The sequence below is a fragment of the Heyndrickxia sp. MSNUG genome (assembly GCF_049532715.1).
Lineage (GTDB): Bacteria > Bacillota > Bacilli > Bacillales > Cytobacillaceae > Mesobacillus.
On sequence record NZ_CP150978.1, the window covers coordinates 129,491 to 144,317 of the forward strand.

A 14,827-nucleotide genomic window follows, 5' to 3' on the forward strand; every position below is an offset into this window, starting at 1 on the left:
CGCTTGATTTGAGGGGTGAATCAGTTGACAGGTCAACTAGTTCAGTATGGACGACACCGCCAACGTAGAAGTTATGCTCGCATCAGTGAAGTTTTGGAATTGCCGAATTTAATTGAAATTCAAACCTCTTCCTATCAGTGGTTTCTTGATGAGGGCCTCCGGGAAATGTTCCAGGACATTTCACCGATTGAAGACTTTACTGGTAACTTATCGCTAGAGTTTATCGATTACAGTCTTGGCGAACCGAAATATCCAGTGGAAGAATCTAAAGAAAGAGACGTCACTTACTCCGCTCCATTAAGAGTAAAGGTCCGCCTTGTTAATAAAGAAACGGGTGAAGTCAAGGACCAGGATGTCTTCATGGGCGATTTCCCGCTTATGACAGAAACTGGAACGTTTGTTATCAATGGTGCTGAAAGGGTTATCGTTTCCCAGCTAGTGCGTTCACCGAGCGTATACTACAGCGGGAAGCTGGATAAGAACGGAAAAAAGGGATTCTCCGCAACCGTTATTCCAAACCGCGGCGCTTGGCTTGAATATGAAACAGACGCCAAGGATGTTGTATATGTAAGGATAGATCGTACGAGGAAGCTCCCTGTTACGGTTCTTTTGCGTGCATTAGGGTTCGGTTCTGATCAAGAAATCATTGATTTGATCGGTGATAACGAATATATCCGAAACACACTAGAAAAAGACAATACGGAAAGCACGGAAAAAGCGCTTCTGGAAATCTATGAGCGTCTGCGTCCTGGCGAACCGCCTACAGTTGATAATGCAAAGAGCCTTCTGGTATCAAGATTCTTTGATCCAAAGCGCTATGACCTTGCAAATGTAGGGCGTTATAAAATTAATAAAAAGCTTCATATTAAAAACCGTCTATTCGGGCAAAAGCTTGCTGAAACATTAGCAGATCCTGAGACAGGAGAAATCATTGCTGAAAAAGGTGTCACTTTGGACCGCCGTACTTTAGATAAGATTATCCCTGCTTTGGAGAAGAATGTTGGCTTCAAGAATTTCAGCCCATATGGCGGCGTGGTTGAAGAGGAAGTAACTCTGCAATCCATTAAGATTTATTCACCAAATGATGAAGGTGAGAAAGAGATCAGTGTACTTGGGAACGCATATGTTCCTGAACCGATCAAAAACATCACGCCTGCTGACATCATTGCTTCCATCAGCTATTTCTTTAACTTGCTGCATGGGGTTGGTGATACGGATGATATCGACCACCTAGGTAACAGACGCCTTCGTTCTGTAGGTGAATTGCTTCAGAATCAATTCAGGATTGGTCTATCCCGTATGGAGCGTGTAGTCCGTGAAAGAATGTCCATCCAGGACACTAACACAATTACACCGCAGCAATTAATCAATATCCGCCCGGTTATCGCGTCCATTAAAGAGTTTTTTGGAAGCTCTCAGCTTTCACAGTTCATGGACCAGACGAACCCGCTGGCTGAATTAACACATAAAAGGCGTCTTTCTGCATTGGGACCTGGTGGTCTTACACGTGAACGTGCTGGATTCGAAGTGCGTGACGTTCACTACTCCCACTATGGCCGTATGTGCCCGATTGAAACGCCGGAAGGTCCGAACATCGGTTTGATCAACTCACTTTCCAGCTTTGCGAAGGTTAACCGCTTTGGTTTCATTGAGACTCCATACCGCCGTGTTGATCCTGAAACAGGAAAAGTGACAACTCACTTTGATTACTTAACAGCTGATGAAGAAGACAACTATGTTGTTGCACAGGCGAATGCGCGCCTAGCTGAAGACGGCTCTTTCATTGATGAAGAAGTTATTGCCCGTTTCCGTGGTGAAAACACTGTCGTCAAACGTGACCGCGTCGATTACATGGACGTATCACCGAAGCAGGTTGTATCCGCAGCGACTGCATGTATTCCATTCTTGGAAAACGATGACTCCAACCGTGCGCTAATGGGTGCGAACATGCAACGTCAGGCTGTTCCGTTAATGCAGCCGGAAGCACCAATCGTAGGTACGGGAATGGAGCACGTGAATGCAAAGGATTCCGGTGCTGCAGTAATCTGTAAGCATGAAGGAATTGTAGAACACGTTGAAGCGCGTCAAGTATGGGTTCGCCGTGTGACAGAAGTAGACGGTCAAGAAGTTAAGGGTGACCTTGATAAATACCGTATGCTTAAGTTCATCCGTTCCAACCAGGGTACTTGTTATAACCAGCGCCCAATCGTAAGCCTTGGTGACCGTGTAGTGAAGGGAGAAATCCTTGCTGACGGACCATCAATGGAAAAAGGTGAACTGGCACTTGGACGTAATGTTCTTGTCGGATTCATGACATGGAATGGCTATAACTATGAGGATGCCATCATCATGAGTGAGCGCCTTGTTAAAGACGATGTCTATACATCGATCCATATAGAAGAATATGAATCAGAGTCCCGTGATACAAAGCTTGGACCTGAAGAAATCACACGTGATATTCCAAATGTCGGGGAAGATGCTTTAAGAAATCTTGACGAGCGTGGAATCATCCGTGTCGGTGCCGAAGTAAAAGACGGAGACCTTCTTGTTGGTAAGGTAACACCTAAAGGGGTTACTGAATTGACAGCTGAAGAACGACTTCTTCACGCGATCTTCGGTGAAAAAGCAAGGGAAGTACGTGATACTTCATTGCGCGTTCCACACGGCGGCGGCGGGATTGTCCTTGACGTCAAAGTGTTCAACCGCGAAGATGGCGATGAACTACCTCCAGGCGTAAACCAGCTAGTGCGTGCTTACATCGTTCAGAAGCGTAAGATTTCTGAAGGTGATAAGATGGCTGGACGTCACGGTAATAAAGGGGTTATCTCGAAAATCCTTCCAGAAGAAGATATGCCTTATCTTCCGGATGGTACACCAGTCGATATCATGCTTAACCCACTAGGGGTACCATCACGTATGAATATCGGTCAGGTGCTTGAACTCCACCTTGGTATGGCTGCTCGCTACCTGGGAATCCATGTTGCTTCTCCTGTATTTGACGGTGCCCGTGAGGAAGACGTATGGGCGACGATTCAGGAAGCTGGCATGGCTCGTGATGCGAAAACGATCCTTTACGATGGACGTACAGGAGAGCCTTTCGATAACCGTGTATCTGTCGGTGTCATGTACATGATCAAGCTTGCTCACATGGTAGACGATAAGCTTCATGCTCGTTCTACTGGACCATACTCACTTGTTACGCAGCAGCCACTTGGTGGTAAAGCCCAGTTCGGCGGTCAGCGTTTCGGAGAGATGGAGGTATGGGCGCTTGAAGCATATGGCGCTGCTTACACATTGCAGGAAATTCTAACAGTCAAATCCGATGATGTTGTCGGACGTGTTAAAACATACGAGGCAATTGTAAAAGGTGAAAACGTACCTGAACCAGGCGTTCCTGAGTCATTCAAGGTATTGATGAAAGAACTTCAAAGTCTTGGTATGGACGTTAAGATCCTGTCAGGCGATGAAAAAGAGATCGAAATGCGCGACTTCGATGAAGACGAAGAACTGCAGCATGCTGAAACATTGACAATTGCTCCAGAACCAGAAGAAATGGATTCTGAAAAAGTAGGAATGAAAGAATAGGTCCATCTAATTGGCACACGTGTACAAACAGTTGAATAACAGTATTGTCCACGTGTGTTCCTTTTTGGATGGCCATAAGGGTAAAACCCTAGATTAAAAGGGAGGTAGGCCCCTTGCTAGATGTTAATAATTTTGAGTACATGAAAATTGGCCTCGCTTCGCCAGACAAGATCCGTTCATGGTCTTTCGGTGAGGTTAAGAAGCCAGAAACAATCAACTACCGTACTTTAAAGCCCGAAAAAGATGGCTTATTCTGTGAGCGTATCTTCGGACCAACAAAAGACTGGGAATGTCATTGTGGGAAGTACAAGAGAGTTCGCTATAAAGGTGTAGTCTGTGACCGATGCGGTGTTGAAGTAACACGTGCTAAAGTCCGTCGTGAAAGAATGGGTCACATCGAGCTTGCTGCTCCTGTTTCTCACATTTGGTATTTCAAAGGTATTCCAAGCCGCATGGGACTTGTTCTTGACATGTCTCCTCGTGCACTTGAAGAAGTTATTTACTTTGCATCATACGTAGTAACGGAAACTGGCGACACTGCTCTTGAAAAGAAGCAGCTGTTATCAGAGAAAGAATTCCGTGCCTACCGTGAAAAATACGGCAACAAATTCCAGGCATCCATGGGTGCTGAAGCAATCAAAAAGCTTCTTTCAGATATCGACCTTGATAAAGAGGCTGATATGTTAAAAGAAGAATTAAGAACTGCTCAAGGTCAGCGTCGTACTCGTGCGATCAAGCGCCTTGAAGTAGTAGAAGCATTCCGCGGATCAGGAAACGAGCCATCTTGGATGATCCTTGATGTCCTTCCTGTTATCCCGCCAGAGCTTCGTCCGATGGTGCAGTTAGATGGAGGACGTTTCGCGACATCCGACCTGAATGACCTATACCGTCGTGTGATCAACCGTAACAACCGTTTAAAGCGTCTTCTTGACCTTGGTGCTCCTAGCATCATCGTACAGAATGAAAAGCGCATGCTTCAGGAAGCTGTTGACGCACTGATTGATAATGGCCGCCGAGGCCGTCCGGTAACAGGACCAGGTAACCGTCCTTTGAAATCACTTTCGCATATGCTTAAGGGTAAGCAAGGTCGTTTCCGTCAAAACCTTCTTGGTAAGCGTGTTGACTACTCTGGCCGTTCCGTTATCGTTGTAGGTCCAAACCTTCAAATGTACCAGTGTGGACTTCCTAAGGAAATGGCTCTTGAATTGTTCAAGCCTTTCGTTATGAAAGAATTAGTACAAAAAGGTCTAGCACATAACATTAAGTCTGCTAAACGTAAAATTGAGCGCGTAAGCCCAGAGGTTTGGGATGTTCTTGAAGATGTAATCAGAGAGCACCCAGTACTGCTTAACCGTGCCCCAACTCTTCACCGATTGGGAATCCAGGCGTTTGAGCCGACGTTAGTAGAAGGACGCGCAATCCGCCTTCACCCGCTCGTATGTACAGCTTATAACGCTGACTTTGACGGTGACCAGATGGCTGTTCACGTTCCGCTATCCGCTGAAGCTCAAGCAGAAGCACGTTTACTGATGCTTGCTGCCCAGAACATTCTTAACCCTAAAGACGGAAAGCCAGTTGTTACTCCATCTCAGGACATGGTTTTAGGTAACTACTACCTGACATTGGAAAGAGAAGGCGCCGTTGGGGAAGGTATGGTCTTCAAGGATACGAATGAAGCATTGATTGCATACCAAAATGGCTATGTTCATCTTCATACACGTGTTGCAGTTGCCGCAGCATCTCTTGGCAACCAGACATTCACTGAAGAGCAAAATGGCCAGCTCTTGATTACGACTGTTGGTAAGCTGATTTTCAACGAAATCCTTCCAGCATCGTTCCCTTATATCAATGAGCCTTCAAAGCAAAATCTTGAGGAGGAAACTCCTGAGAAATATTTTGTTGAAAAAGGCGCAGATATTAAGGAAGTTATCAAAGGTATGCCATTGGTAGATCCTTTCAAGAAGAAGATTCTTGGAAATATCATTGCTGAAGTTTTCAAACGCTTCAAAATCACAGAAACATCAAAAATGCTTGACCGTATGAAGGGGCTTGGCTTCCAATACTCCACTAAAGCGGGTATTACGGTTGGTGTGGCTGATATCGTGGTTCTTAAAGAAAAGCAAGAGATTATCGCTGATGGACAAACAAAAGTTGATAATGTTCTAAAACAGTTCAGACGCGGTTTAATTACCGAGGATGAACGTTATGACCGAGTAATTTCAATATGGAGTGCGGCTAAGGATGTAATCCAGGCCAAACTGATGAAATCACTTGATAACTCAAACCCAATCTTCATGATGAGTGACTCTGGAGCCCGTGGTAACGCGTCCAACTTCACTCAGCTTGCTGGTATGCGTGGTCTGATGGCCAACCCGGCTGGACGAATTATTGAATTGCCGATCAAATCAAGTTTCCGTGAAGGTTTAACTGTATTGGAATACTTTATTTCCACTCACGGTGCTCGTAAAGGTCTTGCGGATACAGCGCTTAAGACGGCTGACTCAGGTTACCTGACTCGCCGACTTGTAGACGTTGCCCAGGACGTGATCGTCCGCGAAGACGATTGCGGAACAGACAGAGGCTTGTTCATCAAGTCCCTTAAAGATGGCACTGAAGTAATTGAACCTCTAGATGAGCGTTTAATTGGCCGTTATGCAAGAAAGGCAATCAAGCATCCTGAAACGAAGGCTGTTATTGTTCCAGAGAACGGCTTGATTACTGAAGATCTGGCTGTTGAAGTTGTTGAAGCTGGAATCGAAGAAGTGTGGATTCGTTCTGCGTTCACATGTAATACTCGCCACGGCGTATGTAAGAAATGTTATGGACGCAACCTAGCTACTGGCCAGGAAGTCGAAGTGGGCGAAGCAGTCGGTATCATCGCTGCCCAGTCTATTGGAGAACCTGGTACACAGCTTACGATGCGTACATTCCATACGGGCGGTGTTGCAGGAGACGATATTACACAGGGTCTTCCGCGTATCCAGGAATTGTTTGAAGCTCGTAATCCTAAAGGGCAAGCAATTATCACTGAACTTGAAGGTGTCGTAGTTGGCATCAACGAGGGCAAAGACCGCCAGCAGGAAATTGTTGTCCAGGGTGAAATCGAAAGCCGTACTTACACAGCTCCATATACTGCACGTTTGAAAGTTGCTGTAAATGACCATGTAGCACGCGGACAAGAGCTTACAGAAGGTTCGATCGATCCTAAGGAACTCTTAAGAGTCAAAGATGTTCAATCCGTGCAGGAATATCTATTGAAGGAAGTACAAAAGGTATACCGTATGCAGGGTGTTGAAATCGGCGATAAGCACGTTGAAGTAATGGTTCGCCAGATGATGCGCAAGGTAAGGGTAATCGATGCAGGTGAAACAGATGTATTGCCAGGAACATTGCTTGAAATCCATCAGTTCACTGATGCAAACCGAAAAGCGCTTCTTGATGGAAAATTGCCGGCAACAGGACGTCCGGTGCTGCTTGGTATCACGAAAGCATCACTTGAGACTGATTCATTCTTGTCTGCAGCTTCCTTCCAGGAGACAACAAGAGTACTTACCGATGCTGCGATCAAAGGCAAGCGCGATGAGCTTCTTGGCTTGAAGGAAAATGTTATCATCGGTAAATTGGTTCCAGCGGGAACAGGTATGCAGCGCTATAGAAGAGCTGAACCGATCGTAATGGAAGAAGAGAATGCCGAAGATGCAATTTCTGTAGAGTAAATTTATTCATGCGCGGTGCTTTCTATTAAGATAGGAAGTACCGCGTTTTTAAAGTGAAATGAATAAAGAATGATTGTTATGTTAAAAAAGTTTACGAATGATGTTGACATCATTCGATACGAATGTTATTATTTCAAAGGTGCTCCTATTTACCTGTCACTTTGGAGGATATTATGTCTTATGATAAAGTAGCGCAGGCTAATAAGATAATAGTAGGATCAAAGCAAACAGTTAAGGCTCTAAAGGCAGGCGAAGTAATGGAACTGGTAATTGCAAAGGATGCAGACGCGAAAGTGACGGCAGAACTATTGCGTACAGCCAGGGAAATGAAAACCGCCATCACCTATGTTGAATCTATGAAGAAATTAGGTAAGGCATGCGGTATTGCAGTTAGTGCTGCGGCTGTAGCGATAACCAAGTAAAAACTGTTTTTGTAGGAAGGCCTGCAAGAACTTTGTTTTTTGTTTTAAAATGAACCACCTGGATGTGTGGGCTTACAAAAAAAGTGAAGGGAGGAAAAAATCATGCCTACAATTAACCAATTAGTGCGCAAGCCACGTAGCTCAAAAGAGGAGAAGTCAAAATCTCCTGCGCTTAACAAAGGTTATAACAGCTTCAAAAAAGCACAAACAAACGTTTCATCTCCACAAAAGCGTGGTGTATGTACTCGTGTTGGTACAATGACTCCGAAGAAACCAAACTCAGCGTTGCGTAAATACGCTCGTGTACGTTTGACTAACGGAATCGAGGTAACAGCTTATATCCCTGGTATCGGGCACAACCTTCAAGAGCACAGTGTTGTTCTTATCCGCGGAGGACGTGTAAAGGACTTACCGGGTGTGCGTTATCACATCGTTCGTGGTGCTCTTGATACTGCTGGTGTAAACAACCGTATGCAGGGCCGTTCAAAGTACGGTACTAAGAGACCGAAAGCAGCAAAGAAATAATAAAACAAACTAATTAGCCTTTTTGAAAGGAGGAAATAAACATGCCACGTAAAGGTCCTGTTGCAAAGAGAGACGTATTGCCGGATCCGATTTACAACTCAAAGCTTATCACTCGTTTAATCAATAAAATGATGATCGACGGTAAGAGAGGTAAATCACAAAAGATCCTTTATTCAGCTTTTGATATCATTCGTGAGCGTTCAGGCAAAGAGCCAATGGAAGTATTCGAAGCAGCTCTTAAGAACATCATGCCTGTTCTAGAAGTAAAAGCACGCCGTGTAGGTGGAGCTAACTATCAAGTACCAATCGAGGTGCGTTCAGACCGCCGTACAACACTTGGTCTTCGCTGGTTGGTAAACTATTCACGTCTTCGTGGAGAAAAAACAATGGAAGAGCGTCTTGCTAACGAAATTCTTGACGCATCCAATAACGCTGGTGCTTCAGTTAAGAAGCGCGAAGATACACACAAAATGGCGGAAGCAAACAAAGCATTCGCTCACTATCGTTGGTAATCTTACCTTCGTTCTAAAAACATTTATACTAGGAAGGAGAAAGACCAAATGGCAAGAGAGTTCTCCTTAGAAAAAACTCGTAATATTGGAATCATGGCTCACATCGATGCTGGTAAAACAACAACTACTGAGCGTGTTCTATATTATACAGGCCGTATTCATAAAATCGGTGAAACTCACGAAGGTGCTTCTCAAATGGACTGGATGGAGCAGGAACAAGAGCGTGGAATCACGATCACTTCTGCTGCAACAACAGCTTCTTGGAAAGAACACCGAGTTAACATCATTGACACGCCAGGACACGTAGACTTCACAGTTGAAGTTGAACGTTCACTTCGTGTACTTGATGGAGCAGTAGCAGTACTTGATGCACAGTCAGGTGTTGAGCCGCAAACAGAAACAGTTTGGCGTCAAGCTACAACTTACGGAGTACCACGCGTAGTATTCGTTAACAAAATGGATAAGCTAGGTGCGGACTTCTTATATTCTGTTAAAACTCTTCATGACCGTCTTCAAGCTAACGCACACCCAATTCAGCTGCCAATCGGCGCTGAAGATGAGTTCGAAGCGATCATCGACTTAGTCGAAATGAAAGCTATCTTCTACGGTAATGACCTTGGTACTGAAATTACTGAAGGTGAAATTCCAGAAGAATACAGAGCGCAAGCTGAAGAATACCGTGAAAAGCTAGTTGAAGCGGTAGCTGAGCTTGATGAAGAATTAATGGAAAAATACCTTGGCGGAGAAGAGCTTACAATCGCAGAGATCAAAGCTGCTATCCGTAAAGGTACTACAAATGTTGAATTCTACCCAGTTATCTGTGGTTCAGCATTTAAAAACAAAGGTGTTCAGCTAATGCTTGACGCAGTTATCGACTACCTTCCATCTCCATTAGATGTACCTGCAATCAAAGGTACTCTTCCGGATTCAGAGGAAGAGGTTGAGCGTCATTCAAGTGACGAAGAGCCGTTCTCTGCTCTTGCGTTCAAAGTTATGACTGACCCTTATGTTGGTAAGTTAACGTTCTTCCGCGTTTACTCTGGTACTTTAGAGTCTGGTTCTTATGTACAGAACTCAACTAAAGGAAAGCGTGAGCGTATCGGACGTATCCTTCAGATGCACGCAAACAGCCGTCAGGAAATCTCTAAGGTTTTCGCGGGTGATATCGCTGCAGCTGTAGGTTTAAAGGATACTACTACAGGTGACACTCTATGTGATGAAAAGAGCCTTGTTATTCTTGAATCCATGCAGTTCCCTGAGCCAGTAATCCAGTTATCTGTTGAGCCTAAGTCAAAAGCTGACCAGGACAAGATGACTACTGCATTACAAAAGCTTCAAGAAGAGGATCCAACATTCCGCGCTCACACTGACCAGGAAACTGGCCAAGTTATCATCGCTGGAATGGGAGAACTTCACCTTGACATCATCGTTGACCGTATGCGTCGTGAATTTAAAGTGGAAGCAAACGTAGGTGCACCTCAGGTTGCATACCGTGAAACTTTCCGCGAATCAGCTTCTGTTGAAGGTAAATTCGCTCGTCAGTCAGGTGGACGTGGTCAGTTCGGACACGTTTGGATTGAATTCTCTCCAAACGAAGAAGGAAAAGGTTTTGAATTCGTGAACGGCATCGTTGGTGGGGTAGTTCCTCGTGAATACATCCCTGCTGTACAAGCTGGTCTTGAAGACTCACTTGATCGCGGAGTTCTTGCAGGATACCCACTAGTTGACATCAAAGCAAGACTGTTTGACGGTTCTTACCATGATGTTGACTCCTCTGAAATGGCGTTTAAAATCGCTGCTTCAATGGCACTTAAGAATGCTGCTTCTAAATGTAAGCCAGTAATCCTTGAGCCTGTCATGAGGGTTGAAGTTGTTATTCCTGAAGAATACCTTGGAGATATCATGGGCCAAGTAACTGCTCGTCGTGGACGTGTAGAAGGTATGGATGCTCGTGGTAACGCACAGGTAGTTCGTGCGATGATCCCTCTATCTGAAATGTTTGGTTACGCTACTGCGCTGCGTTCTAGCACGCAAGGCCGCGGTGTATTCTCAATGCACTTCGACCACTATGAAGAAGTACCAAAATCAATTTCAGAAGAAATCATCAAAAAAAATAAAGGTGAATAATTGATTTTCGCCTTTTAATCGAGTATAACTACTAATGTAAGCATACCGCTGTGGAATAGGTGTACCTGTTCCGCAGCAATTTAAAATATACTTAATTTTCATATATTAAAGGAGGATTTTTCTAATGGGAAAAGCTAAATTCGATCGTTCGAAGCCACACGTTAACATTGGTACAATTGGTCACGTTGACCATGGTAAAACAACTCTAACAGCTGCTATCACTTCTGTTCTTGCAAAAGCTGGCGGTGCTGAAGCAAAAGGTTATGACCAAATCGACGCTGCTCCAGAAGAGCGCGAGCGCGGAATCACAATCTCTACTGCACACGTTGAGTACGAAACTGCTACTCGTCACTATGCACACGTTGACTGCCCAGGACACGCTGACTATGTTAAGAACATGATCACTGGTGCTGCACAAATGGACGGCGGAATCCTAGTTGTATCTGCAACTGATGGCCCAATGCCACAAACTCGTGAGCACATCCTTCTTTCTCGTCAGGTAGGCGTACCTTTCCTTGTTGTATTCATGAACAAGTGTGATATGGTTGATGACGAAGAACTACTTGAATTAGTAGAAATGGAAGTTCGTGACCTTCTTTCTGAATATGAATTCCCTGGCGATGACATCCCAGTAATCAAAGGTTCTGCTCTTAAAGCTCTTGAAGGTGAAGCTGCTTGGGAAGAGAAGATCGTTGAACTAATGAACGCTGTTGATGAGTACATCCCAACTCCAACACGTGACACTGACAAGCCATTCATGATGCCTGTTGAGGATGTATTCTCAATCACAGGACGTGGAACAGTTGCTACTGGCCGTGTTGAGCGTGGACAAGTTCGCGTTGGTGACGTAATCGAAATCGTTGGTTTCACTGAAGAGCCAAAATCTACAACTGTAACAGGCGTAGAAATGTTCCGTAAGCTTCTTGATTATGCTGAAGCTGGCGACAACATCGGTGCACTTCTTCGTGGTGTAGCACGTGAAGAAATCGAGCGTGGACAGGTATTGGCTAAGCCAAAATCAATCACTCCACACACAAAGTTCAAAGCGGAAGTTTATGTTCTTTCTAAAGAAGAAGGTGGACGTCATACTCCATTCTTCACTAACTACCGTCCACAATTCTATTTCCGTACTTCTGATATTACAGGTATCTGTAATCTTCCTGAAGGCGTAGAAATGGTTATGCCTGGCGACAACATCGAAATGACTGTTGAACTAATCGCTCCTGTAGCTATCGAAGAAGGAACTAAGTTCTCTATTCGTGAAGGCGGCCGTACTGTAGGCGCTGGCGTAGTTGCGACTATCCAAGAGTAATTTTAATAAAGATTAAGCAGCTGGATGACGATCCGGCTGCTTTTTTATTTGTAATTTTTCTCGAGTGAAAAAATTCAATATAAGATTGCTATACTTATTATATATATAAAAACTCCCTCTATAATGAATAACCAAATATTGTTTTCAATCGACATCAATTTCTAAATTTCATTCAGCCCTATTATCTCCCACTAATTCCAGCTTAATGCTCTGTACATAAATCGTGTTTCTTCTATATAATGTTCTTTGTGTTTATTTTCCTTAAATAATTATTGAACGACTTTTCTATATAATGCTTTCTGTCCAGCTGTTGTTAAGATCCCGGTTGATCTATGAACCAATGATGGAATGGAAACCGGCAGAGAAGGTTGCATGCCTGTTTCTTATCCCTCAACTCAGATAAAATCCGTGCTAAATAAAACAGGAATAATTTGCACTGGTTTTAAATAGTTAGAAATCTTCATCACGACTTGTAAAATTCCTAAATGCCCGCTATAATAGTAAAAGTGTGTTAAACATAATGAAATTGCGGAAATAATGTTGCGTTTGAGTTATGTTTTATGTATAATAGACAATGTTGGTCTTTGACTGCGATGATGCGAAAGGTTGCTGACACACCCGGCCGCTTTGCCATGGCGAGTGTGTGGGAAATTTTCGCTGAGAATGTCTATTTTAAAAATAGGCGAAAAGGAGGGAAAGTAATGGCAAAACAAAAAATTCGTATCCGTTTAAAAGCTTATGATCACAGAATTCTTGATACATCTGCAGAAAAAATTGTTGAAACAGCAAAGCGTTCTGGTGCGGCGGTGTCTGGTCCAATCCCACTACCTACTGAAAAGACGATTTACACAATTCTTCGTGCGGTGCACAAGTACAAAGATTCTCGTGAGCAGTTTGAAATGCGTACGCATAAGCGTCTGATTGACATCATCAATCCGACTCCGCAAACGGTCGACTCATTAATGCGTTTAGACCTGCCATCAGGTGTAGATATCGAAATCAAACTTTAATAATAAATATTAAAACATACAGGAGGTGTGACTGAAATGACCAAAGGAATCTTAGGAAGAAAGATTGGTATGACTCAAGTATTTGCTGAGAACGGCGACCTTATCCCGGTAACAGTAGTAGAAGCTGCTCCGAACGTAGTGCTTCAAGTGAAATCTGTTGAGACAGATGGTTACGAAGCAGTACAGCTTGGCTTTGAAGACAAGCGCGAAAAGCTTTCAAACAAACCAGAAAAAGGCCACGTTTCAAAAGCGAACACTGCTCCTAAGCGCTTCGTGAAAGAAATCAACGGAGTTAACTTAGCAGAGTATGAAGTTGGTCAAGAAGTCAAAGTTGATATTTTCGCAGAAGGCGAAATGGTAGATGTTACAGGAATCTCTAAGGGTAAAGGTTTCCAAGGTGTAATCAAGCGCCACGGACAATCTCGCGGACCAATGGCTCACGGTTCTCGTTACCACCGCCGCCCTGGTTCAATGGGTCCTGTTGCTCCAAACCGTGTATTCAAAGGTAAACTATTGCCTGGACGCATGGGTGGAGAGCAGATCACTGTTCAAAACCTGCAAATCGTTAAAGTTGACGCAGAACGTAACCTTCTATTAATCAAAGGAAACGTTCCTGGTGCTAGAAAAGCCCTTCTAAAAATTAAAGGTGCTGTAAAAGCTAAGTAATTTTTACAGGAAAGGAGGAAACAAGAATGCCGAAAGTAGCATTATTTAACCAAACTGGTTCACAAGTTGGCGAAATCGAACTAAACGAATCAGTATTTGGTATTGAGCCTAACAACCACGTAATGTTCGAAGCAGTTGTAATGCAGAGAGCTTCATTACGTCAAGGTACTCATAAAACTAAAATTCGTTCTGAAGTAGCGGGCGGCGGACGTAAGCCTTGGAAACAAAAAGGTACAGGTCGTGCTCGTCAGGGATCAATCAGATCTCCACAATGGCGCGGAGGCGGTACTGTATTCGGACCAGTTCCACGCAGCTACAGCTATAAATTGCCTAAAAAGGTTCGTCGTTTAGCGATTAAATCTGCTCTATCATCTAAAGTACAAGCTGAAAACATCCTGGTACTTGAGAGCCTAGCATTTGATGCTCCAAAGACAAAGGAATTCACAAGCGTACTAAAAGGTCTTTCAGTTAACACTAAAGCCTTGATCGTAACAGCAGGTTTAGACGAGAACGTTGCACTTTCAGCTCGTAACATTCCTGGAGTAACTGTTGTTGCTGCTGATGGAATCAACGTGTTGGACGTTTTAAACCATGATAAGCTGATCATGACAAAAGCAGCTGTTGAAAAAGTAGAGGAGGTGCTTGCATAATGGATGCACGCGATATCATTAAGCGCCCCGTTATTACAGAACGTTCTTCAGATCTTATGACTGAGAAGAAGTACACTTTCGAAGTTGATACAAGAGCGAACAAGACACAAGTTAAAGACGCGATCGAAACTATTTTCGGCGTTAAAGTTGAAAAAGTTAACATCATGAACTACAAAGGTAAGTTTAAGCGTATGGGCAAGTTCGGCGGTTACACTAACAAACGCCGTAAAGCAATCGTAAAACTTACACAAGACAGCAAAGAAATCGAATTCTTCGAAGTATAAAACTTGAATAGAAGAGGA

Annotated in this window: 11 protein-coding genes; all 11 read left to right on the forward strand. The window is 43.9% G+C overall.

The window, feature by feature from the left end; genetic code table 11:
* The first annotated feature begins 15 nt into the window (after positions 1 to 15).
* Positions 16 to 3,585, forward strand: coding sequence for a DNA-directed RNA polymerase subunit beta (gene rpoB, locus AABM38_RS00680; RefSeq protein WP_423408717.1), 3,570 nt, complete (start codon positions 16 to 18; stop codon positions 3,583 to 3,585).
* 113 nt (positions 3,586 to 3,698) lie between these two features.
* Positions 3,699 to 7,301 carry a DNA-directed RNA polymerase subunit beta' gene (gene rpoC / locus AABM38_RS00685; protein ID WP_423408718.1) on the forward strand — a complete coding sequence of 1,201 codons (3,603 nt, stop codon included), beginning with the start codon at positions 3,699 to 3,701 and terminating at the stop codon, positions 7,299 to 7,301.
* 173 nt (positions 7,302 to 7,474) lie between these two features.
* A complete protein-coding gene (locus AABM38_RS00690; RefSeq protein WP_423408719.1) occupies positions 7,475 to 7,723 on the forward strand; it encodes a 50S ribosomal protein L7ae-like protein in 249 nt (82 codons plus the stop codon).
* A 102-nt stretch (positions 7,724 to 7,825) separates the two neighbouring features.
* Positions 7,826 to 8,248: a 30S ribosomal protein S12 gene (gene rpsL, locus AABM38_RS00695; RefSeq protein WP_023626436.1), complete on the forward strand. Its 423-nt coding sequence runs from the start codon at positions 7,826 to 7,828 to the stop codon at positions 8,246 to 8,248.
* A 41-nt stretch (positions 8,249 to 8,289) separates the two neighbouring features.
* Positions 8,290 to 8,760, forward strand: coding sequence for a 30S ribosomal protein S7 (gene rpsG, locus AABM38_RS00700; protein ID WP_335376686.1), 471 nt, complete (start codon positions 8,290 to 8,292; stop codon positions 8,758 to 8,760).
* A 48-nt stretch (positions 8,761 to 8,808) separates the two neighbouring features.
* Positions 8,809 to 10,887 (forward strand): elongation factor G, encoded by a 2,079-nt coding sequence (gene fusA / locus AABM38_RS00705; protein ID WP_423408720.1) that lies wholly within the window; start codon positions 8,809 to 8,811, stop codon positions 10,885 to 10,887.
* Positions 10,888 to 11,011: 124 nt separating this feature from the next.
* On the forward strand, positions 11,012 to 12,199 hold the full coding sequence (tuf, locus tag AABM38_RS00710) for an elongation factor Tu (RefSeq protein WP_335376684.1): 1,188 nt from the start codon (positions 11,012 to 11,014) through the stop codon (positions 12,197 to 12,199).
* 701 nt (positions 12,200 to 12,900) lie between these two features.
* Positions 12,901 to 13,209, forward strand: a complete 309-nt coding sequence (rpsJ, locus tag AABM38_RS00715) for a 30S ribosomal protein S10 (RefSeq protein WP_207503082.1) — start codon at positions 12,901 to 12,903, stop codon at positions 13,207 to 13,209.
* 36 nt (positions 13,210 to 13,245) lie between these two features.
* Entirely contained in the window at positions 13,246 to 13,875 is a 630-nt protein-coding gene (gene rplC / locus AABM38_RS00720; protein WP_335376683.1) for a 50S ribosomal protein L3, read from the forward strand.
* 26 nt (positions 13,876 to 13,901) lie between these two features.
* Complete coding sequence (rplD, locus tag AABM38_RS00725; RefSeq protein WP_423408721.1) at positions 13,902 to 14,525, forward strand: 50S ribosomal protein L4; 624 nt, start codon at positions 13,902 to 13,904, stop codon at positions 14,523 to 14,525.
* On the forward strand, positions 14,525 to 14,809 hold the full coding sequence (gene rplW / locus AABM38_RS00730; RefSeq protein ID WP_125482137.1) for a 50S ribosomal protein L23: 285 nt from the start codon (positions 14,525 to 14,527) through the stop codon (positions 14,807 to 14,809). The genes rplD and rplW overlap by 1 nt, the downstream gene beginning before the upstream one ends.
* Positions 14,810 to 14,827 lie beyond the last annotated feature (18 nt).

Excerpts from the sequence above, each read along its gene's own strand:
- rpsJ (WP_207503082.1), top strand. The coding sequence starts at position 12,901 with ATGGCAAAACAAAAAATTCGTATCCGTTTAAAAGCTTATGATCACAGA.
- rplD (WP_423408721.1), top strand. The coding sequence starts at position 13,902 with ATGCCGAAAGTAGCATTATTTAACCAAACTGGTTCACAAGTTGGCGAA.
- rpsL (WP_023626436.1), top strand. The coding sequence starts at position 7,826 with ATGCCTACAATTAACCAATTAGTGCGCAAGCCACGTAGCTCAAAAGAG.
- rplW (WP_125482137.1), top strand. The coding sequence starts at position 14,525 with ATGGATGCACGCGATATCATTAAGCGCCCCGTTATTACAGAACGTTCT.
- tuf (WP_335376684.1), top strand. The coding sequence starts at position 11,012 with ATGGGAAAAGCTAAATTCGATCGTTCGAAGCCACACGTTAACATTGGT.
- fusA (WP_423408720.1), top strand. The coding sequence starts at position 8,809 with ATGGCAAGAGAGTTCTCCTTAGAAAAAACTCGTAATATTGGAATCATG.
- AABM38_RS00690 (WP_423408719.1), top strand. The coding sequence starts at position 7,475 with ATGTCTTATGATAAAGTAGCGCAGGCTAATAAGATAATAGTAGGATCA.
- rplC (WP_335376683.1), top strand. The coding sequence starts at position 13,246 with ATGACCAAAGGAATCTTAGGAAGAAAGATTGGTATGACTCAAGTATTT.
- rpsG (WP_335376686.1), top strand. The coding sequence starts at position 8,290 with ATGCCACGTAAAGGTCCTGTTGCAAAGAGAGACGTATTGCCGGATCCG.